The organism is Catellatospora methionotrophica, assembly GCF_011297335.1.
GTDB lineage: Bacteria > Actinomycetota > Actinomycetes > Mycobacteriales > Micromonosporaceae > Catellatospora > Catellatospora methionotrophica.
This window is the reverse complement of sequence record NZ_JAAOTJ010000002.1, coordinates 593,165-612,531: the sequence shown is the minus strand read 5'-3', so window position 1 is coordinate 612,531 and position 19,367 is coordinate 593,165. Positions and strand designations below refer to the sequence as shown.

17 protein-coding genes are annotated in these 19,367 nt (G+C 73.3%); 10 read left to right on the top strand and 7 right to left on the bottom strand.

Annotated features, from left to right (window positions below):
* Window positions 1-91 precede the first annotated feature (91 nt).
* Complete coding sequence (locus tag HAV40_RS10035) at window positions 92-763, bottom strand: M15 family metallopeptidase (protein WP_239085666.1); 672 nt, start codon at window positions 761-763, stop codon at window positions 92-94.
* Between the two features lie 332 nt (window positions 764-1,095).
* On the bottom strand, window positions 1,096-2,448 hold the full coding sequence (locus HAV40_RS10030; protein ID WP_166380585.1) for an MFS transporter: 1,353 nt from the start codon (window positions 2,446-2,448) through the stop codon (window positions 1,096-1,098).
* 106 nt (window positions 2,449-2,554) lie between these two features.
* On the opposite strand from HAV40_RS10030, the gene HAV40_RS10025 reads away from it, so the two are divergent.
* The 3 genes from HAV40_RS10025 to HAV40_RS10015 are packed head-to-tail and all read left to right on the top strand — an operon-like array spanning window position 2,555 to window position 5,281.
* Window positions 2,555-2,884 (top strand): hypothetical protein, encoded by a 330-nt coding sequence (locus tag HAV40_RS10025; protein WP_166380584.1) that lies wholly within the window; start codon window positions 2,555-2,557, stop codon window positions 2,882-2,884.
* Between the two features lie 16 nt (window positions 2,885-2,900).
* Complete coding sequence (locus HAV40_RS10020) at window positions 2,901-4,712, top strand: M91 family zinc metallopeptidase (protein WP_203670857.1); 1,812 nt, start codon at window positions 2,901-2,903, stop codon at window positions 4,710-4,712.
* On the top strand, window positions 4,709-5,281 hold the full coding sequence (locus HAV40_RS10015) for a hypothetical protein (protein WP_166380583.1): 573 nt from the start codon (window positions 4,709-4,711) through the stop codon (window positions 5,279-5,281). Before HAV40_RS10020 ends, HAV40_RS10015 begins: the two co-directional genes overlap by 4 nt.
* 58 nt (window positions 5,282-5,339) lie before the next feature.
* On the opposite strand, the gene HAV40_RS10010 is transcribed toward HAV40_RS10015, so the two are convergent.
* Genes HAV40_RS10010 through HAV40_RS10000 form a run of 3 tightly spaced genes read right to left on the bottom strand, consistent with a single transcriptional unit; the run spans window position 5,340 to window position 7,765 of the window.
* Window positions 5,340-6,425 (bottom strand): hypothetical protein, encoded by a 1,086-nt coding sequence (locus HAV40_RS10010; protein ID WP_166380582.1) that lies wholly within the window; start codon window positions 6,423-6,425, stop codon window positions 5,340-5,342.
* 10 nt (window positions 6,426-6,435) lie between these two features.
* Window positions 6,436-6,756, bottom strand: coding sequence for a PadR family transcriptional regulator (locus tag HAV40_RS10005; RefSeq protein ID WP_166380581.1), 321 nt, complete (start codon window positions 6,754-6,756; stop codon window positions 6,436-6,438).
* Between the two features lie 43 nt (window positions 6,757-6,799).
* On the bottom strand, window positions 6,800-7,765 hold the full coding sequence (locus tag HAV40_RS10000) for a DMT family transporter (protein ID WP_166380580.1): 966 nt from the start codon (window positions 7,763-7,765) through the stop codon (window positions 6,800-6,802).
* A gap of 67 nt (window positions 7,766-7,832) precedes the next feature.
* Between HAV40_RS10000 and pdxR the strand changes: the two genes are divergently transcribed.
* From pdxR to HAV40_RS09970, 6 genes are all read left to right on the top strand, one after another.
* Window positions 7,833-9,200, top strand: a complete 1,368-nt coding sequence (gene pdxR, locus HAV40_RS09995) for a MocR-like pyridoxine biosynthesis transcription factor PdxR (RefSeq protein ID WP_166380579.1) — start codon at window positions 7,833-7,835, stop codon at window positions 9,198-9,200.
* 94 nt (window positions 9,201-9,294) lie between these two features.
* On the top strand, window positions 9,295-9,969 hold the full coding sequence (locus HAV40_RS09990) for a class I SAM-dependent methyltransferase (protein WP_203670858.1): 675 nt from the start codon (window positions 9,295-9,297) through the stop codon (window positions 9,967-9,969).
* A gap of 93 nt (window positions 9,970-10,062) precedes the next feature.
* Window positions 10,063-10,959 carry an extracellular catalytic domain type 1 short-chain-length polyhydroxyalkanoate depolymerase gene (locus HAV40_RS09985; protein WP_166380578.1) on the top strand — a complete coding sequence of 299 codons (897 nt, stop codon included), beginning with the start codon at window positions 10,063-10,065 and terminating at the stop codon, window positions 10,957-10,959.
* A 101-nt stretch (window positions 10,960-11,060) separates the two neighbouring features.
* On the top strand, window positions 11,061-12,245 hold the full coding sequence (locus HAV40_RS09980; protein ID WP_166380577.1) for an FIST signal transduction protein: 1,185 nt from the start codon (window positions 11,061-11,063) through the stop codon (window positions 12,243-12,245).
* A 1-nt stretch (window position 12,246) separates the two neighbouring features.
* Window positions 12,247-13,746, top strand: coding sequence for a sensor domain-containing diguanylate cyclase (locus HAV40_RS09975; protein WP_166380576.1), 1,500 nt, complete (start codon window positions 12,247-12,249; stop codon window positions 13,744-13,746).
* A gap of 136 nt (window positions 13,747-13,882) precedes the next feature.
* The gene (locus HAV40_RS09970) at window positions 13,883-14,767 is read left to right on the top strand and encodes a hypothetical protein (protein WP_166380575.1); all 885 of its coding nucleotides are present in this window, start codon (window positions 13,883-13,885) and stop codon (window positions 14,765-14,767) included.
* A gap of 8 nt (window positions 14,768-14,775) precedes the next feature.
* On the opposite strand, the gene HAV40_RS09965 is transcribed toward HAV40_RS09970, so the two are convergent.
* Window positions 14,776-17,913 carry a BTAD domain-containing putative transcriptional regulator gene (locus HAV40_RS09965; RefSeq protein ID WP_166380574.1) on the bottom strand — a complete coding sequence of 1,046 codons (3,138 nt, stop codon included), beginning with the start codon at window positions 17,911-17,913 and terminating at the stop codon, window positions 14,776-14,778.
* Between the two features lie 162 nt (window positions 17,914-18,075).
* On the opposite strand from HAV40_RS09965, the gene HAV40_RS09960 reads away from it, so the two are divergent.
* Window positions 18,076-19,113, top strand: coding sequence for a glutathione S-transferase family protein (locus HAV40_RS09960; protein WP_166380573.1), 1,038 nt, complete (start codon window positions 18,076-18,078; stop codon window positions 19,111-19,113).
* On the opposite strand, the gene HAV40_RS09955 is transcribed toward HAV40_RS09960, so the two are convergent.
* Complete coding sequence (locus HAV40_RS09955; protein ID WP_166380572.1) at window positions 19,106-19,330, bottom strand: hypothetical protein; 225 nt, start codon at window positions 19,328-19,330, stop codon at window positions 19,106-19,108. The genes HAV40_RS09960 and HAV40_RS09955 overlap by 8 nt on opposite strands.
* Window positions 19,331-19,367: the final 37 nt, after the last annotated feature.

The window sequence follows — 19,367 nt, the reverse complement described above, 5'->3', positions numbered from 1 at the left end:
CTGACAGTCCTGCCAATCCTCACGTTCGGCGGACAGCGGATGCTCGCCGTCGACGCGCCACCGGCCCCGGTGCCCGGCTGAGCCGCCGGGCTCAGCCGCCCGTGGCGGAGAAGTGCATGTAGTCCTTCAGGGACCGGTAGTCGCCGCCCCACTGCCAGCCGATAGCCGCGAAGGCCCGGACGGCCTCCTCCCGGGGCTGCGCCATTCCGGGCCGGGCGTCGGCCCGGTCGAGGTAGGAGGTGGCGAGCTCCGGCAGGACGACCTTGCCCTTCTGGTACGGGTTCTGGAACGGGTTGAGGTCGATGGCGAGCCCGTAGGCGTGCTGCGACCAGCCCTGGTGACCGCGTACCGGGCGGCAGGCGTACACCTCGGTGGTGTTATGGTCGCCGGTCGGCGGGGCCTTCAGGCCGGCGGCGCTGGTGATCCGCATCCGCTCGATCGGGAAGCCGGCCGTGAACAGCCGCTTGAACACGGTGACCAGGTCGTCGGCCACGCGCGCGTTGACCAGCAGCTCACCGGTGTGGGCACGCCCGTCGAAGCCGCGGAAGACCACCGTGACGTAACGAAGGTCCGCCGCGGCGATCGGGCAGTTCCGGGTCCAGCTTGATCTGGCCAGTACGGCGGCGGGCACCGCCTGGACCGTGGCGTGGAAACGGCCGTCGGCGGGCGGTGCCAGGTCGTCGACGGTGACGATCGACCGGTGGCGCAGCTCGGGCGGGGTCGCCTGGGCCGCGGCGAAACCCTGCGGCCCGACGGGCAGCACCCGCTTTCCCAGCCACGGCGGAGCGGCGCCGGCATCGCCGGTGGTCCCGGAGCCGGAATCCGCCCGCGCGGACGGGGTGTGTGTCGGCTTGTCCGGTTCCGCGCTGGCCGGGACGGCTGAGCAGGCGGACAGCACAGAGCCCAAAAGCACCACTCCGGCCACGAAACGTGCCGCCCGGCCGCCCACGCGACGCCGTGCGCCGCTGTCCGCAGGGGCACTGGAACGGGGGGTCGACGAGAGGTCTCCGGGGGCACGCATCTCGCCAAGGGTACCGTTTGAGCAGGTGGGAGGCTTGCCGCCGGGTCCCGACAAGGTCACACCCGCAGTTGCGCCTAGCGGCTTCCGGTCGACTCCGGCATCGTCACAGCGGCCTCGCGGGGCGGCGGGACGGTGGCCTGCTCGTCCTCGTCACCGCCGGAGGCGCGGGCGTCGGCCAGCACGTCGGCGGGGACGTGCCGCTCCAGGAAACGCCGGGCGAGCCGCGTCGAGGGATGGATGCCGAGCGTCGCCACCAGGACGATTCCCGCGATCACGAGCCAGCCGCCCGCGCCCCAGTTCAGTGCCAGGAAGGTGTACAGCGCCGGCGCCCAGACCTTGCCCAGGGTGCCGCTCAGCTCGGCCGCGCCCTGATAGGCGCCGCGCTGACGCGGGTCCATCAGCTCGGCCTCGAACGACCAGCTCGCCGCCGAGAGGTAGAGCTCGGCACCGGTCACCGTGACATGGCCCAGCCACACCAGGAAGATCGTCACCCAGCCGACGGTGTCGTGTGTCGCGAGCGTGATCAGGCAGGACAGCACGAAGAAGGTCGACGACAGCCGCACCGCCTTGAGCGCGGTCGGCACGTCCCGTACGCCACGCGAGGTGACCATCGGCAGGAAGATGCACATCACCGTGTTGGTGGCGAACAGGAACGCCAGTACGACGCGCGGCGCGTCGGTCTGCTCCACCAGCCAGAGCGGGATGACGACGTTGAGCAGCACCTGGTTGGTCCAGAACACGCCGGTGAAGAAGTTGGTCAGCAGCCAGCCGGGGTTGCGCAGCGGACCCGGCCCCGGGATACGCAGCCTGCGGTCCTCGGGGCTGCGCTCGTCGTGCGAGGCCCGGGGCAGCCGCGTCACCGCCGTCGCGTTGACCAGGAACACCACGGCGGTGAACCAGGGCAGGGCGTGCAGCACGTCGTTGGAGTGGAACGCGAGTGCGATGCCGCCCATCACCGAGCCGAGGGTGAAGCCCAGGTTGAGCGCGGAATACATGTAGGCGCGGGACTTCACCCGCTCGTCGGGTGGCAGCACGTCGATCGTGTACGCCCCGTACGCGGCGCCGCCGAGCGCGCCGATCACCTCCATGCCGACGGCCATGACGACGTAGCCCCGGAAGTCGGTGATGAACGGCCACACGGCGAACATCGCCGCCTGCCCGGCGGCGCTGGCCGCCCACATCCGTTTCGGCCCGTAGCGGTCCACCAGCTTGCCCATCGGCACGGCGGCCACGAACGCCGCGATGCCCGCCAACGTCAGACCGAGGCCGACCTGGGCGGCCGACAGCCCGACGATCTGCGTGAAGAACACCGCCGACCCGGTCATGAACGTGCCCTGGCCGAGCGCGAACAGCAGCGACTGCGTGGAGAGGCGGCCGGCCAGCGGCGACGGCGGGCGGGCACGGCTGAGCAGGGCGGTGAGCGTCACCTCGGGATTCTCTAGGCGCGGTAGGACAATTGTCGCGCCAATTACCCGTCCCGCCGCCGCGACAAGGCGGGTGGAGCACCGTACGGCGGCGTTGTAGGGTGCGTGCATGAGTGGGGAGGTACGGGCCGATCCGGTCGAGCTGGCGCGGGTCGCGCAGTCCTGTCTGGACGGTTCACTGGATCTCGCTGCGGCGCTGCGCACCGCCAGGGCCGACACGGTGCTGTCCACGGCCGACTTCGGCAACGTCGCGAACGCGGGTGCCCAGACCGAGGCCTACCACGGCGTGGAGGGCAGTGCGGGCACCGCCACGGAGCGGCTGGTCACGGTGCTGGAGGTCGACAACGAGAGCCTGCTCCGGGTCGCCTTCGCCTACCAGCAGGCAGACGCCGACGCCGAGCGCAGACTGCGGCGCAAGCACCGCAACATTCCGATCTGACCACGGGAGCTCGCCGATGGGAATGCCACCGGAGGACCAGGAGCACTTCCCGCCGATCACGGCGGCCGAGTCCACCTGGCAGCTGCACGCGAACCCGGGGCGGATCACCAGCGCCGCGTCGGCGTGGCGGCGGTTCGGCAAGTCCGCCACCTCCCTGGGCGACGACCTCGACGCGGACGCCAAGAAGCTGGTCGGCTCCCAGTGGGCGGGCCCGGCCCGCGACAGCTACGTGAGCCACCGGACCAAGCTGATCTCCAGCGTCGACGCGCTGCAGGACAACGCGGGCAAGCTCGCCGCTCACCTGGAGGGCGTCGCGGACCTGCTGCAGCGCTACCAGGGACTGCTCGACGCCGCGTACGCCAAGGTGCGCTTCCGTGACGTCGGCGGCACGTTCCACCCGCGCAGCGCGGACGAGCAGAAGCTGATCAGCGACGCCATCGCCGAGGCCGCGACGCTGCGCAAGGAGCTGGAGCAGGCGCTCGCCGGAAGTCTCAGCGGCTTCGACCGCTCGGGCTGGAACGCCGTCGCCGCCGAGTGGGGCGCGATCGCCACCGGCAGCACCGACCCGTTCACGCTGCCCGCCGAGGCGACCGGCGGCGTTTCGGTGATCATGGTCGACGGCCGGGCGGTCGTGAACACCGGCACCGGAGACGACGACGTCAAGGTCAGGATCGACCCGAAGACCGGCGACGTCGTCGTCACCGTCAACGGCGCGGACTACCACTACCCGCCGGGCACCCCGGTCACCATCCGCGGCGGCGAAGGCAACGACACCATCGAGGTCCCGAAGGGCTCCGACATCCGCGTGACGCTGCTCGGCGGCGCGGGCGACGACACCATCCGCGGCGGGGACGGCGCGGAGCAGATCTTCGGCGGGCGCGGCACCGACGACCTCTACGGCGGCCGCAGTGACGACTACGTCTCCGGCGGCTCCGGCATCGACTACCTCGACGGCCAGGACGGCAACGACGTGCTGGCGGGCGGCGCGGGCCAGGACACCGTGTACGGCCTGGGCGGCGACGACCAGCTGTCCGGCGGCGAGGACGACGACTACCTCGAAGGCGCGAAGGGCAACGACACCCTGTACGGCGGCGCTGGCAGGGACGTGCTGTCCGGCGGCCACGGCGACGACAGACTGGCCGGGGGCACCGGCGACGACGTCTACTACGGCGGCCACGGCAGGGACCAGATCCTCGCGGGCGGCGGGCGCGACACCGCCTACCGGCAGGACGAGGACACCGTCGACGGCGTGGCCTCCGACGTCAAGGTCGAGATCAGCGACAAGGCGCAGTTCATCAGGATCGAAGGCTCCGACGAGTTCAGGGAACGGGTGCTGGCCGACCTCGACATGTACCGCGCCTCCCCCACCGGGCAGCAGATGCTGGACAACCTGGAGGCCAAGCGCGACCCGAACTTCCTGTTCGGCGAGAACACGCTGACCATCAAGGAACTCGACGACGAGAACGGCTACGCCAGCAAGGGACACAAACTCGCCAACTCCGACTCCGTCATCCAGTACAACCCGGCCTTCACCTTCGACGCCGAGCGCGGGCGGCCGTCGGTCGTGCTCTACCACGAGCTCGGGCACGTCTACGACTACTGGAACGACACCTTCCAGGAGGAGCAGATCACCGGCGGGCCTGACGACGGCATCAAGAAGGGCGAGCGGCAGGCCGCCGGCCTCCCCTTCGACCACGACGGCGACTCCTCGACGCCCGACCAGCTCGACCCCGACCATCCGATCCAGTACACCGAGAACGGACTCCGCCGGGAGATGGGCATGCGCGAACGCGACACCTACCGCACCTACTCCGGAGACGGCTGGTGAACACCGTGCGCCGGATCGCCGGTCTGCTCCTCGCCACGGCGTCGCTGGCCGCCTGCTCGGGCGACCCGGACCTGGACCTGGACGTGCGGACCGCCGTCGCGGGCACGGAGGTCACGGTCGAGTACACCCTGGCCAACCGGTCCGACACGCAGGTGGTGGTCTACGACGGCGGGTGGACCGATCCGCAACGGCCGGGCTGGTCACAGGGGCCGGTGGAGGTCAGCGTCCGCGACGACGGGGTGATCGAACTGTCCCGGCGCATCATCCACGCCTGCCAGACCCCCGACACCAGCGACTGCGGCGGCGTGCAGGAACCCACCGTACGGATGCACGGCTCCGTACTCGAACCCGGTGCGAGCAGGTCGGACAGTTTCCGGGTGCCGCTGCGGGTCGAGCCCGATCACCCGGTGTCCGCCCAGCGCACGCCGATCTCGCTGGCCGGCGAGAAGGTGGTCTTCTGCATCGGGTTCACCGAGGCGACCGAGGCCGACCCGCCCGCTGCCGACGGGCTCTACCCGCCCGGCAGCCCGCAGACCGTCCTCTGCGGCGACCCGGTCCAGCTGCCGTAGACCAGGTCGCGGCAGGCCGACTGCTCGCCCGCCGCGACCCCCCGTTGTGGCCGACGCGCTAAGCCGTCACCTCGTCCTCCGATGCGGTGGCGGAGGTCGGCACCCGCGGTGCCGCAGCGGCGATCGCCCCGCAGAGCAGCAGGCTGATACCGCCCGCGGCGGTCACCACCCCGACGAAGGAGAGCACCAGGTAGGGAATGCGGGAGTCCTGGTGCGACCAGCCGAGTGCCGTCGCGAAGTAGTACGCCAGGACCAGCGCCGCCACCTCCGCCAGCGCGGCTATGACCAACCCCGGGGCGCCTGCCACCAGCATCGCGATCCTGCCTGCGGCGGTGTGCCGCTGGAACGCGCGGAGCGCCCATCCGGCGAACATCCAGCCCGCCCCGATCCCGATGAGCAGGCCCACCACGGCCGCGGGCGTCACCAGCGCAGGTGCCTGCCCGTGCACGGCGATGACGACGTTCGGGTTCCCCGAACTCGCGTACTTCTCGGTCGGGTCCCCGCTGACGCGGACCACGAGGTCACCCTTGGCCGCCCAGAAGATCGTCTGCTCAGGGTACGTGTCGACGGCCTGGTCGGACATGCTGTAGACGGTGCGCCCGAGCTGCCAGCCGTCGGCCGTGAACCGCTCCCTGACCCCGTCGACCCAGGCGTTGACCTCCGCGCCGGGCACCCGGTACGCCAGCCAGGTATGAGTGAGTACGGGGTCGGCGCCCGCCGGGACGAGTGACTCGCAGGACTCGTTGGTGTCTGCCCGGTCGCATCCGACATAGTTCGCCGACGGGTACGGACCCTGGACCGGTGTCGACGTGGTGACGGACCTGCCGATCGCCTCCACGACCGAGTCTGCGGGCGTCGTCGGTGACGCCCGCCAGACCGCCTCGCTCGCGGCCGCCGAGGCGGCGAGACCGACGAACAGGGCAACCACCACGGCAGCGGTCTGGTACCACGGGCCGCCGGGGAGCCTGAACCGCCACCTGAGCCCGCTGAGGATCAGGTTGAAGGCCTCTGTCCTGGTCGGCTTGGTCCGCCCCGGTTCGGCGGCGTCCATCAGCGTCGTGACCACCTCCAGCCCGCGTTCACGGCGAAAGCTCCGGGGATAGCAGAGCAGCAACCTGCGGTACGCGACTTCCAGTTGTGTCATCGTCCACTCCCTACAGTGCCGGGCTGGGGCGCAGCCGCGCCGCCGCCACGGACGCGTTCTTGCGAAGCAACTCCACCTCGGCGGTGAGCAGCGCTCTGCCGCCGTCGCTGAGCCGGTAGTACCGGCGCAGCCGGCCGTCGACGGCCTCTTCGCGGTCGAGGGACACGCTGCCCTCGCCGACCAGCCGGTCCAGCGCGGCGTAAAGCGTGCCCGCCTGCAGCTTGACCCGGCCTTCGGAGAGCTCGCCGACGGTCCGGATGATGCCGTAACCGTGCAGTGGCTCCTTCGCCAGCGCGGTCAGGATGAAGAACGTGGGTTCACGGATCGACATGCGTTCAATATAAAGACCATCTGTATATACAGTCAATCTTTCATTAAGCCGGTACGTGCCCGCTCCCGCTGACTGCGCGCACGGCCTGCCGCTCACCGGGGTCGACCCGTCGATCACGGGCCGGTCGGGGAGGGGTCGAAGCGCCGGCCGCGCCGAGGACGAGGCCCGACGCGACCACGAGCACGCCGAGCACCTGGCTGAGACCGGGCAGCGTGTGGTCCTGGAGCGACGCGGCGACCAGCGTGGCCGCGGGCACCACGCCGGTGAACATCCCGGCCCGTTCCACGCCGAGTCTGCCCAGCCCGGTGAACCAGGCCAGGAACGCGACGACGGTCATCATCACGGCCAGGTAGAGCAGGGTCAGCGTCTCGGTCGTGGACGGCGGGCGCAGCGCACCGGCCTCTCCGGCGATCAAAGCCGCGACGGCCAGCATCGGCACCGCGAGCGCGCAGCTGTACGCCGACACCCGCACCGCCCCGAGCCGGGGCAGCACCATCGCGGCCAGCAGCGAGAACAGCACCTCGCAGACGAGTGTGCCGAGGGCGGCCAGGGTGCCGACGGTGTCGGCGGCGCCGGTGCCGTGGACCAGCGCGGTGCCGCCGACGACGATCAGCGCGGCGACGACCAGGCGGGCGGCGGGGCGTTCGCGGCGCAGCAGCGGGCCGGTGAGGGCCAGGCCGAGCGGTGCGGCCCCGACGACGGTGCCGACGACGGCCGCGTCGGCGTGCTCGAGGGCGATCAGCAGCAGCGTGTTGAACAGCGCGAGGCCGAACACGGCGACCCCGGCCAGCACCAGCAGGTCGCGGCCGCTGGGCCGGGTGGCCGCCCCGCGCAGTCGCGGGAACAGCCGCAGCAGTGCGGCCAGCAGGGCGGCGGCCAGCGCGTATCGCATGGCCTGGCCGGTGAGCATCGGGTAGTCGAGCAGGAGGCGGCTCAGGCTGAACGAGCCACCGAGGATGATCATGCCGAAGGTGCACAGGGCCGCTCCGGTGAGGCTGTCACGGTTCACGTCCTGACGTTATGGTCGTCATTGGTATCCCAGACAGGGCCACCTGGCACACGAAATCGAGGACCACTTGCCGGTACGCGAAGCGCTGCTCGACCTGGACCGCACCCGCCCCGGCGTCGGTGAGCGCCTGACCGGGGCGCTGCGGGACGCGATCACCCAGCGGCGCATCCCACCGGGCACCCGGCTGCCGTCCAGCCGGGACCTGGCCGCCGACCTCGGCCTGTCCCGGGGGCTGGTCGTGACGGCGTACGAGCAGCTGGTGGCCGAGGGGCGGCTGCTGAGCCGTCGCGGTTCCGGCACCGTCGTCGCCGCGGCCGTGGCCGAGTCCTGCGGCGGCGGCCTCGGAGTGCCCGGACCGGTGCCGCCCGGTGTGGCTCCCCTGCGTCCGGGCGTGCCGGATCTGGGCATGTTCCCGCGGGCGGCATGGCGGCGGGCATACGAGAAGACGCTGGCCACGGCCCTGGACACCGACCTGGACTACACCGACCCGGCGGGCGTGCCACGGCTGCGGGCCGAGCTCGCGGGCTACCTCGGGCGGGTCCGCGCGGCCCGGGTGGACCCGGACGGGCTGGTGGTCACGACCGGCGCGGCGCAGGCGCTGAGCCTGCTGGGCCGGGTGCTGGCGGCACGGGGCATGGTCGAGGTCGGCGTGGAGGATCCGGGCAGCGCGGGCATCCGCGACCACCTGCGCGCGCACGGGCTGCGGCTGCGGCCGGTGCCGGTCGACGACCGCGGGCTGGTGGTGTCGGCGCTGGGCGGGGTCCGGGCGGTGTTCGTGACGCCCGCGCACCAGTTCCCGGTCGGCGTGGTGCTGGCCCCGGAGCGCCGGGCCGCGCTGATCGACTGGGCACGCCGCACCGGCGGGCTGATCATCGAGGACGACTACGACGCCGAGTTCCGGTACGACCGTGAGCCGGTCGGCTGCCTGCAGGGGCTGGTCCCGGACCTGGTCGCGCTGGTCGGCTCGGCCAGTAAGGCGCTCGCGCCGGGCCTGCGCCGGGGCTGGCTGGTCCCGCCACCGGCCTGGCTGGCCGCCGTACGCCAGGCCAAGTGCGACGCCGACATGGGCGGCTCGGCCCTGGAGCAGCTCGCCTTCGCCGAGTTCCTCGCCGGCGGCGGCTTCGACCGGCACCTGCGCCGCGCCCGGCGGGTCCAGCGCGCCCGGCGCGACGCGCTGGTCGAGGCGCTGCGGCGGCACCTGCCCCAGGTCCGCGTGTCCGGTATCGCCGCAGGCCTGCACCTGGTGGTCGAGCTGCCCGACGGGGTCGACGACCGCGCGCTGGCCGACCGCGCCCACGCCGCAGGGCTCGGCCCGGTGGCCCTGTCCGACCTGCGGCTGGGCACGCCAGGGCCGCCCGGTCTGGTGCTCGGCTACGCGGCGCGGTCCCCGGACGAGCTGGCCGCCGCGGTGGCGACGCTCGCCCGGCTGATGTAACGACCCTGGGTACGTGGGCTCATAACACATCGGTTTACATGATCGGCCGGTGGTCCGTGATCGTCTCATCTCGCGGCGATGGCAATCTGATCGGGTGTCACGCCCCTCCGGTCCTGCCGAGCACTGGCAGTCCGTCTACGATCGCACCGCCCCGCACCAGGTCAGCTGGTACCAGGCCGAGTCCGCCATGTCGGTGCGGCTCGTCGAGTCAGCCGGCCCCGGCCGCTCCGTCATCGACGTCGGAGCCGGCGCCTCCACCCTCGTCGACGGGCTGCTCGACCGCGGTTACACCGACGTGACCGTCCTGGACATCGCCCCCGCGGCGCTGGAGGTCGCGCGCCGCCGGGTCGGCGCGCGCGCCGGAGCCGCGCACTGGATGAACCGCGACCTGCTCACCTGGGCGCCGCTGCGGCACTACGACGTGTGGCACGACCGTGCCGTGTTCCACTTCCTCACCGACCCGGCCGACCGCGACCGCTACCGCCGGGTGCTGGACGCCGCCGTCGCGCCCGGCGGCCAGGTCGTCATCGGCGTGTTCTCCGAGGCCGGCCCGGAGACCTGCGCCGGGCTGCCGGTCGCCCGCTTCCACCAGGAGAGCCTGGCCGTGCAGTTCCCCGGCTTCCAGGTCGTGCAGGCCGAACGCGAACACCACTACACCCCGGGCGGGGAGTTGCAGCCGTTCCTGTGGCTGCGGCTGACGCGTACGCCCGGCACCGGTCCTTCGGAATGGCGGCCCGAGCCCGCGCCGCGGCCCGGACGCCTGTACTGACCTGGCGTGTTCCGCGGGGCGAGCCACCCCGCGGAACACAGCCCGGCGGTCACGGGACCGTCGTGCTTGGACGATTCCGCTAGGCTCCGCGCCATGCCTGAGCTACGCCACGCCATCGCCGTCGTCGCCCTGCTCGCCGCCACCGTGGCCGGCTGCGACGCGAACCCCGCCGTTCCGGCCGCGCCCACCGGCGCGCCGTCGGCGTCGCCCGACCCCGTGGAGACCCCCGCACCCGGCGACCACCGCCTGACCATCGCCTGGAACGGCGGTAACCGATCGTTCGTGGTGCACGCGCCGCCGTCCTACGATCCGGCCAAGCCCATGCCGCTCGTCGTCACCATGCACTACTTCCCCGGCGACGCCGACGGCATCGCCGCCACCAGCGGCATGAGCGCCAAGGCCGACCGCGAGGGCTTCCTGGTGCTGTATCCCGAGGGCTTCGCCGGCGGCCTGAACGCGCTGTCGTGCTGCGGCTCCGAGGACGACGTAGGCCTGATCAAGACGCTGGTCGCCCGGATGGTCGAGCGCTGGCACGCCGACCCGAAGGCGATCTTCGCCACCGGCATCTCCAACGGCGGCGACATGGCCTACCGGCTCGCCGTCGAGATGCCCGGCGTGTTCGCCGCGATCGCACCGGTCAGCGGCGGCTTCAGCGGAGGAAAGGCGAGCCAGGCCGACTTCAGGCCCACCCAGCCGGTATCGGTGATCACCTTCGTCGGCGGCAAGGACCGGTATGCCACGGCGTTCGAGTCGGGGCTGACGGCCTGGCAGGAGCGCCTGTCGTGTACGCCGAAACCGGCCGCGAAACTGCCCCGGGGCGGCACCCGCACGACGGCGGCCTGCGCCGACGGCAGTGAGCAGGTCGCCTACCGGCTGCCGCAGATGGGCCACAGCTGGCCCGGAGCGCGGTCGGGTGCGCTGGCCGACCCGGACGCCGGGGTCGACGCCACCGCGCTGATGTGGGAGTTCTTCCGGGCACACCGGCGCTGAACTGCACACTCACAGCAGCATCAGCCGTATCAGCAGTCTCGTTCCGCAGGAGCGCGTAGTAGCGTGAATCTGAAGAAAACGCGCGTTTCGAGGGAGGTGCGGTGGACGTCTCCAGTGAACAGGAGCCGGGCAGGCGCTGGATGGGTGTCGGACGCAGTCACGCGGCCGACTCCCGGCCCGCAGCGGCACAGGCCGCCCGCTTCGCGCTGACCGGACCGGACCCCAAGCTGCTGATCGTCTTCGCCGCGATCACCCACGACCCGCAGGCGGTGCTCGCCGGGCTGGCCGAGGCCGCGCCCGGCGTGCCCGTGGTCGGCTGCACCACCCACGGCGAGATCGGGCCCGGCGGCCCGGCCGACGGCACCATCACCGTGGCCGCCATCGGCGGCGCGGGCTTCCAGGTGCAGACCACCGTCGCCAGGGACGTGACCGGCCGCCAGGGCGACGCGGGCTTCGAGGTCGCCGCCTGCGTGGACCGCGTCGACCTGCCGCACAAGGTGCTGATGCTGCTCACCGACGGCCTGGTCCGCGACCAGGAGAGCATCGTGCGCGGCTGCTACCGGGCCCTGGGCGCAGCCGTGCCGCTGTTCGGCGGCGCGGCGGCCGACGGCTGGCGGATGAGCGGGGCCTACCTGTTCAAGGACGGCCAGGTGCTGACCGACGCGGTGATCGGCGTCGCGCTGGCCTCCGAAGCACCCCTGTCCGTGGCGGTCAAGCACGGCTGGCGCACCGTCGGGCAGCCGATGATCGTCACCCGCAGCCTCGACGGGCGGGTCTACACCCTCGACGACCGCCCCGCCCTCGACGTCTACCTCGAACGGCTCGACGCACCACCGGAGGCCTACACCGACCCGGCGGCGTTCACCGCGTTCGCGCTGCCCCGGCCGCTGGGCGTACAGCGGCGCAGCGGCGTCGAGGCCCGCAACCTGTCCACCGAGGTCGACCTGGCCGGCAAGTCGATCGGCGGCGGCGGCGCCATCGACCCGGGGGGGCTGACCTGGGTCATGACCGGCGACGAGGAGTCCATCCTCGAAGCCACCGACGACGCGTGCCGCGACGCCCTGTCCGGACTGGACGGCCACCCGCCGCTGGGCATGCTCACCTTCAGCTGCGCCGCGATCCGCGCGGTGCTCGGCGACGACGGCATCCAGCGCGAGGGCCAGCACCTGGACCGCTGGGCGGGCTCGCGGCCCTACGCCGGCTTCTACACCTACGGGGAGATCGCCCGTACCCACGGCATCGACGGGTTCCACAACCAGACGCTCGCCGTGCTGGCGCTGAGCTGACATGCCGGGTTCGGCCGAGTCGCTGCACATCCAGCAGCTCGTCGAGCTGATGGCTGTGGTGTCGTCGTCGACCGACGAGTCCTCGGCGGTCCAGCACGCGGTCGAACGCTCGGCGCAGGCCCTGGAGGCCGAGGTCGCCGCCGTGGTGCTCGACGGCAAGGTGGCCGCGTCGATCGGTTTCCCGCTGGGCGCGGTGCCCGACGACGACATCGTGGCGGTGAGCCTGCACGAACGCGACACCCTGGACGTGCCGGGCGTCGGGCGCTGCCCGGTGGCGAGCGCGGCCTGGGCGGGCAGCAAACCGGGACACCTGGTGCTGGCCCGGTGGGGTGAGCCGTTCGCGATCGAGGAGCAGAACCTGATCCGCGGCATGGCCCGGCTGCTGGAGCTGACCCTGACCATGCTGCGCACGCTGGCCGCCGAGCAGTCCATGCGCGAGTCGCTGCAGGAGCGCCAGCGGCTGCTGGAACAGCTGTTCACCATCCAGCGCGCCATCGCCCGCCGCGAGGACCTGCAGCAGATCCTGGACACCATCACCCTGGCCGCCCGTGACCTGCTCGGCGACGAGATCAGCCTGCTGTGGCTGCGCGACGAGGACGACACCGGGCGGGCCCGGCTGGCCTCGGCCGCCGACGCGGGCGGCATCCTGCCCGGCAGCGCGCTGACCGCCGACCTGACCGATGCCGCGACCGCGAGCCAGGCCATGACCGTCGGCGACATCGTGGTACGCCAGGGCGGCATCGCCGCGACCGAGGTGGTCAGCCGGTTCGGCAACGGCCGGGTGCACGCCTCGATGGGCGCCCCGGTGCACGACAGCGGCGTGGTCACCGGCGCGCTGGTCGTCGCATCCTGCGACGAGGGCCGGGTGTACGGCCCGTCGGACGTGCAGACCCTGCGGGCTTTCGCGCAGAACGTCAGCCTCGCGCTCACCGACGCCAACACGGTGGTGCGCATGCAGCAGGCCCACCACGACGCGCTCACCGGGCTGGCCAGCCGCAGGCTGTTCATGGAGCAGCTGACCCAGCGACTGGCCACGGCCGACGCCGAGGGCGCCACGGTCGCGGTGCTGTTCCTGGACCTGGACCGGTTCAAGGACATCAACGACACCCTCGGCCACGCGGCCGGTGACCAGCTACTGACCGTCACCGCCGACCGGATCGCCGCCCAGTTGCGCGCCGTCGACCTGGCGTCGCGGTTCGGCGGGGACGAGTTCGCGGTGATGCTGCACCGGGTCGACGGGCCGGGCGACGCCGCCGCCGTCGCCGGGCGCATCGCCACCGCGCTGGGCAAGCCGATGCACGTCGCGCACCAGCGGCTCCGGGTCGGAGCCAGCATCGGGATCGCGCTGAGCACCCCCGGCCACAGCGACCCGGTGGAGCTCGTCACGCACGCCGATCATGCGATGTACGAGGCCAAACGCGCCAACGCGGGCGGCTACGCGATCTACGACGCCACCACGTCGGCGGAACGGGATCCCCGCCCGGGACCCGTCCGGGCCTGAGCCGCCCGCTGCCCCCGTCCGGCCGGTCCGGGGCCCGTCAGGTGTCGGGCTTCCGGCGACCATGACGCCACCGTGATACCCGTCCCGATGATGGGAGACGGCCGTCCACCGAGGACCGCCACGAGAGGAGCAAGCGGTGAAGGCAGCACCCACCACCCGCGTGATCGTCGCGGTCGCCGTCCTCGGCGCCGTGCTCGCCCCGGCCGCACCGGCCGCGGCCGTCCCCGACCCGCTGGTGACCCTGGAACAGCAGATCAGTGGCACCGACACCGCCCCGAAGACCGTCGTCGTGTCCTGCCCCAAGGACAGCTGGGTGTTCGCCGTCGGCGGCTGGGTCAACGGCAGCACCGGCGGGGTGCTGCTGACCCGCCTGGAACCCGCCGCCGACCTGCGCTCGGCGACCGTGTCGGCCCGCCCGCGCAGCGACAGCGCGGTCGCGTTCTCCGTCGTCGCGCAGGTCGTCTGCGCCCGGACGCTGGTGGCCCCGACCCGTGTCGGCAACACCACCACCCAGGGCGGTGCGATCGAGGCTGCGTGCCCGGATCCGACGGTCATGCTGGGCTTCGGGTTCGCGATGGACCGCCGCGTCGACAACTGGCGACTGGACGAACTGGCACCCGACAGCGCCCTGGCACGGGTCAGTGTGCACGCCTCGGGCAGCGGCATCGGCGGTGCGCTCACCGCCTACGCCATCTGCCACACCGTGTCGGAGCCGCCCGGAGCGCTGATCAACCTTTACCGGGCGGTTGGCATCCCCGTCACCGGTCCGGCCTGGCCGAAGCTCGCCACACTCCTGCCGATGGACCTCGGCTGGACGTTCGGCGTCGGCGCGACCGTCAGCGGCGCGGGCAGCCACCTCGCCGGCTTCCAGCTCCGGCCGTTCGGGGAGGGCACGGCACGGGCCGACAGCGTCGGTGCCCTGCCGGGCCTGCGCACCCCTTCCCTGGTCGCGAGCGGGATGGCCGCCGCCGAGGATCCGTCGCTGACGACCTACGGCGCGCGCATCGGGACGTTCCACTGACCTCGGGTTCAGCGAGCGGGCGGCCGGACCGGGACGAGCAGGTCCCGGTCCGGTGGGCGCACCCCGATCGTCCGCATCGCCGCGGTGTAACGCTCGAAGGCCCGCCGGGCCTCACCGTGCTGCCCGCCCGCGACGAGCGTGCGCACCAGCGACCGGTGTGCCCGCTCGTCGTACGGGTCCCGCTCCAGCAGCCGCAGCAGGTAACCGACCGCCGCGCCCGGCTGGCCCGCCGCCCGGCTCGTGTGCGCCAGCATCCGCAGCATCGCCAGGTACGCCGCACGGGCCTCCTCGCGCAGCGGACCGGCCCACTCGGCGTACGGCTCGTCCTCGAACGCGTCGGCCCGGTAGAGCTGGTCGGCGGCGAGCAGGATCAGCCGCGCCTGCGCCAGCGCCTCCTGCTCGACCAGCCGGCGGCCCCGCGCGACCTGGTCCAGGAAGTCCTCCACGTCCACCCCGGTCGTGGCCGTGTTCAGCGCGATGCTGCCCTGGTCGGCGGTCAGGTGATGGTCGGCCGGATGCGCGCGGGCCGGGTCGAGCACCCCGCGCACGATGTTGAGCAGCACGGACAGCCGGTGCCCCGTACGCTGCCCGTCGCCGTCAGGCCACAGCAACTCGCTCAGCTCTCCGCGCGGCACCGGCCTGCCCCGCCGCCCGACCAGGATGCGCAGCAGGTCACGGGCCTTACGCGACTGCCACGACGACGCCGGGACCACCTGCCCGGCCAGCTCCACCTCGAACCGGCCCAGCGCCCGCACCAGCACCGGCGAGCGGTCCGCCGACGGACCCGCCCCGCCGCCGATACGGTCGGCCAGCGCGTCGGCCGCCGCCAGCCGCTGCTCGCCGAGCAGCCCGGCGGCGCGCTCGTCGGGGCCCGCGCCCGGCATCCGGCTCATCAGCACCGCGATCCGCGCCGCCTCGACCTCGGCCCCGGCCTCGGTCCAGATCGCCAGCGCCTCCCGCAGCGCCCCGGCAGCACGCGCCTGGTCGTCCTCGGCGGCGGCCCGCAACTCCAGCGCGTCGGCCAGCCCCGCCCGGTCGCCCTGCCCGCGCGCCACCCGCGCGGCCTCGGTCGACAGGTCCGCGGCGCGGCGCGCCTCACCCTGGCTCAGCGCGATCCAGCCCTGCGCCTGCAGGGCCGGGCCGGAGATCTCCGGACCGGCCCGGTCGGCGGCGGCGTCGGCGTGGCCCGCGGCGGTCTTCACGTCGTCGCCGAGCAGCACCAGGGCCAGCCCCGCCAGCGCCGGGACCAGCACGTGGGCGTTGCCGGTGCCCGAGGCGACCTGCACCACCTGCTCGTACGCCGCCCGCGCCTGCTCGCGCCAGCCACGCCGCCGGAACAGCTCCGCCAGCCCCAGCACCGCCCCCGCGAACCGGCGCGACCCGAAGCGCTGATAGTGGCCGATCGCCGCCCGGTACCGGCGCACCGACTCCTCGTAGCGGCCCAGCATCGCCAGCGCGTCGGCCTCGTTGCAGGTCGCGATCGCCTGCAGGCTCGGCGACCCGGCCGCCTGGGCGTACGCCGCGCACAGCCGCGCCGACTCCAGCGCCGCCGGGTAGCGCGCCGCCTGCAGATCCTGGAAGGTGCGGTTGGTGTGGATGCGGGTCAGCAGCAGCACGTCGCCGGTGCGGTGCGCGATCGGCAGCGCGAGCGCGAAGTGCTCCTCGCTGCCCGCGGCATCACCCGCGACGCCCAGCGACAGCGCCACGCTCAGATACGCGGTGGCCAGCGCGGCGTCGTCCCCGGCCCGCAGCGCCCGGCCCACGGCCGCCCGCGCCGCCGACAGCGCGCTGTCGGTGTCCCCGGCGAGCAGGTGCGCATGGGCGGTCCAGGCGGCCAGCAACGCCGTGTCGGCCGTGTCGCCCACGGCCGCGCCACGGCTGAACACGTCGAGCGCGCCTAGGCCGTCGCCGCGCTGGTAGGCGACCCGCCCGGCCCGCCAGGCCAGCCCTGCGGCCAGTTCCGGACCGTCCGCGCCGAGTTCGCCGTAGGCGCGGGCGGCCGCCTCCAGGTCGCCCGCGGTGCGCAGCGCGTCGGCGTGCAGCAGGGCCAGCCGGTCGTCGCGCTCAGCCTGCGGCAGGGCCGCCACCAGCTCCCTGACGAGGTCGGCCTGCCCGGCCGCGATGATCCGGTCACCGTGTTCCCGCAGGACCCGCGCGGCACCGGCCTGGTCACCGGCGCGCCGGTGCTCCCGTGCCGCCGCGCCCGGCGGACCGTGCCGGTCGTACCACGCGGCTGCGGTCTGCCCGCCTTGCGCCTTGCTCCGATCCGCCACCGGTGCCGGATCCGGGGCGGATCCGCCGGACCCGGTCGCCTCGTCCCGGACACCCGATGACGGCACCTCATGCCCCACCGCCACGCCCCAGGCCCTCGCCGACGGCATCGCGGGGTCCGCCGCCACGCGGGCCACCACCGGCACGACGTGCTCGTCGTTCGGCAGGCCGGGCACCGCCGGCCCGCGGACCAGCAGGCCGGTCCGGCGGAGCAGGTCCATCAGCCCGTCGGCGTCCGGGTGGCCCAGCGCCGTACACAGGCCAGGCGTCACCGGTTTCCGGTCACCGACATCGGCCAGCAGGCGCACCGCGGCTTCGGGTAGCCCCGCCAGCACCTCGGTGCGCAGGTAGGCAGCCAGCGCGCCGACGGCCAGCGCCGCGGGCTCCCCCGCCGCCGGACCGCCCAGCCGGACCGCCTCGACCGCGAAGTGGACCAGCGCGGGCCAGCCGCGGGTGGCCGTGTGCAGTGCGGCGGCCAGGTCGGGATCGGCCAGGCCGCTCTCCTCGGCCAGCAGCCCGGCGACCTCGTCGACGGTGCAGGCCAGGTCCGCCGGTCCGAGCTCGGTCCAGCGGCCCGGACGTCCCGCGTGCCGCCACGGCACGGGCCAGCGCGACGCGAGCACCACCTCGGCGTCGTCGGGCAGCTCCTCGACCGCGATCAGCAGCTCGCGCACCTGTGCCGCGGACAGCCGCGGCAGGTCGTCGAGCACGAGACAGCGAACCTCGTCCGACCCGGCCTGCCGCACGAAACCGCACGGGTCGGCCCCGCCCTGCCACCAGCGCGCCCGTACGGGTGGACACAGGCCGCGCAGCAGCGTCGTCTTGCCGTAGCCCGCCGCGGCGACCACGATCCGGCGGCTCGGCCCGCTGCCCATCGACGCTCCTCCTCCGGTCCGCCCGCCGTGCCGCTCGCCCCGTGGGAAGGCTCCGTCCCGGCGACCCGACGATCAATCCTTCTGTCGGGAATTCGCGCCAGAGCGCAGCGTCGGTCCAGTATGGACCCATGGTCGGCGCGCCCGCCGGGCATTATGGTCGGCATGACCGACACCGCGAAGGACACCTCCGCCGCCGACGACCAGGGCCGTTACGTCAACCCCGGCGGCGAGTTCACCCGCGACCAGCGCTACATCGCCACCCGGATCACCGCCGACGGCCGCGACGGCTACCCCGTGGAGTTCGGCCGCTACCGGCTCGTGGTCAGCCGGGCCTGCCCCTGGGCGAGCCGGGCGGTGATCGTACGCCGCCTGCTCGGGCTGGAGCAGGCGCTGCCGATGGCGGTCGCCGGGCCGACCCACGACGCGCGCAGCTGGACGTTCGACCTGGATCCGGGCGGCCGGGACCCGGTGCTGGGCATCGAGCGGCTGCAGGAGGCCTTCTTCGCGCGGTTCCCCGGCTACGAGCGCGGCATCACCGTGCCCGCGATCGTCGACGTCACCACGGGCCAGGTCGTCACCAACGACTACGCCCCGATGACGATCGACCTGTCCCTGGAGTGGACCGCCCACCACCGGCCCGGCGCGCCCGAACTGTATCCGGCCGCGCTGCGCGGTGAGATCGACGAGCTGAACGCCCTGGTGTTCCGGGACGTTAACAACGGCGTCTACCAGTGCGGCTTCGCCGGGTCACAGCGGGCGTACGAGACCGCGTACCGGCGGCTGTTCGCGCGGCTGGACGCCCTGTCGGCGCGGCTGGCCACGCAGCGCTACCTGGTCGGCGACACGATCACCGAGGCCGACGTGCGGCTGTTCACGACGCTGGTGCGCTTCGACGCGGTGTACCACGGGCACTTCAAGTGCAACCGGCAGAAGCTGGCCGAGATGCCGGTGCTGTGGGCGTACGCCCGCGATCTGTTCGCCACGCCGGGCTTCGGCGACACTGTCGACTTCGGGCACATCAAGTCGCACTACTACGAGGTGCACCGCGACATCAACCCGACCGGGGTCGTGCCCGCCGGGCCGGACCTGTCCGGCTGGCTCACCCCGCACGGGCGCGAGGAACTGGGCGGCCGCCCGTTCGGCGACGGCACCCCGCCCCGCCCGGTGGCAGCCGGGGAGGCAGTACCGCCGCTCACCTGAGCCGCTTGGAGCACTCCTCGGCGACGAACGCCTGCAACTCGGGTCCCATGGACGCGCTGGTCTCGTCGACGTCGACGAGCCAGGACCGCTGCGCGTCGGTGAGCGTGATCAGCAGGTCCTCCCCGATGACGCCGGTGTCCAGCGCGGTGCACCACTCGTCGCGGTCCTCGCCCGACAGGCCCTCGTTCCACCAGGAAGACATGCTGTGCTCGTCCATGGCCTCGACGTTACGACCTGAGCCGGGCCCGGCGGCC

Coding starts and splice junctions, on each gene's coding strand:
- HAV40_RS09960 (WP_166380573.1), top strand. CDS start 18,076: ATGACCGACACCGCGAAGGACACCTCCGCCGCCGACGACCAGGGCCGT.
- HAV40_RS09975 (WP_166380576.1), top strand. CDS start 12,247: ATGCCGGGTTCGGCCGAGTCGCTGCACATCCAGCAGCTCGTCGAGCTG.
- HAV40_RS09955 (WP_166380572.1), bottom strand. CDS start 19,330: ATGGACGAGCACAGCATGTCTTCCTGGTGGAACGAGGGCCTGTCGGGC.
- HAV40_RS09965 (WP_166380574.1), bottom strand. CDS start 17,913: ATGGGCAGCGGGCCGAGCCGCCGGATCGTGGTCGCCGCGGCGGGCTAC.
- HAV40_RS10005 (WP_166380581.1), bottom strand. CDS start 6,756: ATGTCGATCCGTGAACCCACGTTCTTCATCCTGACCGCGCTGGCGAAG.
- HAV40_RS10010 (WP_166380582.1), bottom strand. CDS start 6,425: ATGACACAACTGGAAGTCGCGTACCGCAGGTTGCTGCTCTGCTATCCC.
- HAV40_RS09985 (WP_166380578.1), top strand. CDS start 10,063: ATGCCTGAGCTACGCCACGCCATCGCCGTCGTCGCCCTGCTCGCCGCC.
- HAV40_RS10025 (WP_166380584.1), top strand. CDS start 2,555: ATGAGTGGGGAGGTACGGGCCGATCCGGTCGAGCTGGCGCGGGTCGCG.
- HAV40_RS10020 (WP_203670857.1), top strand. CDS start 2,901: ATGGGAATGCCACCGGAGGACCAGGAGCACTTCCCGCCGATCACGGCG.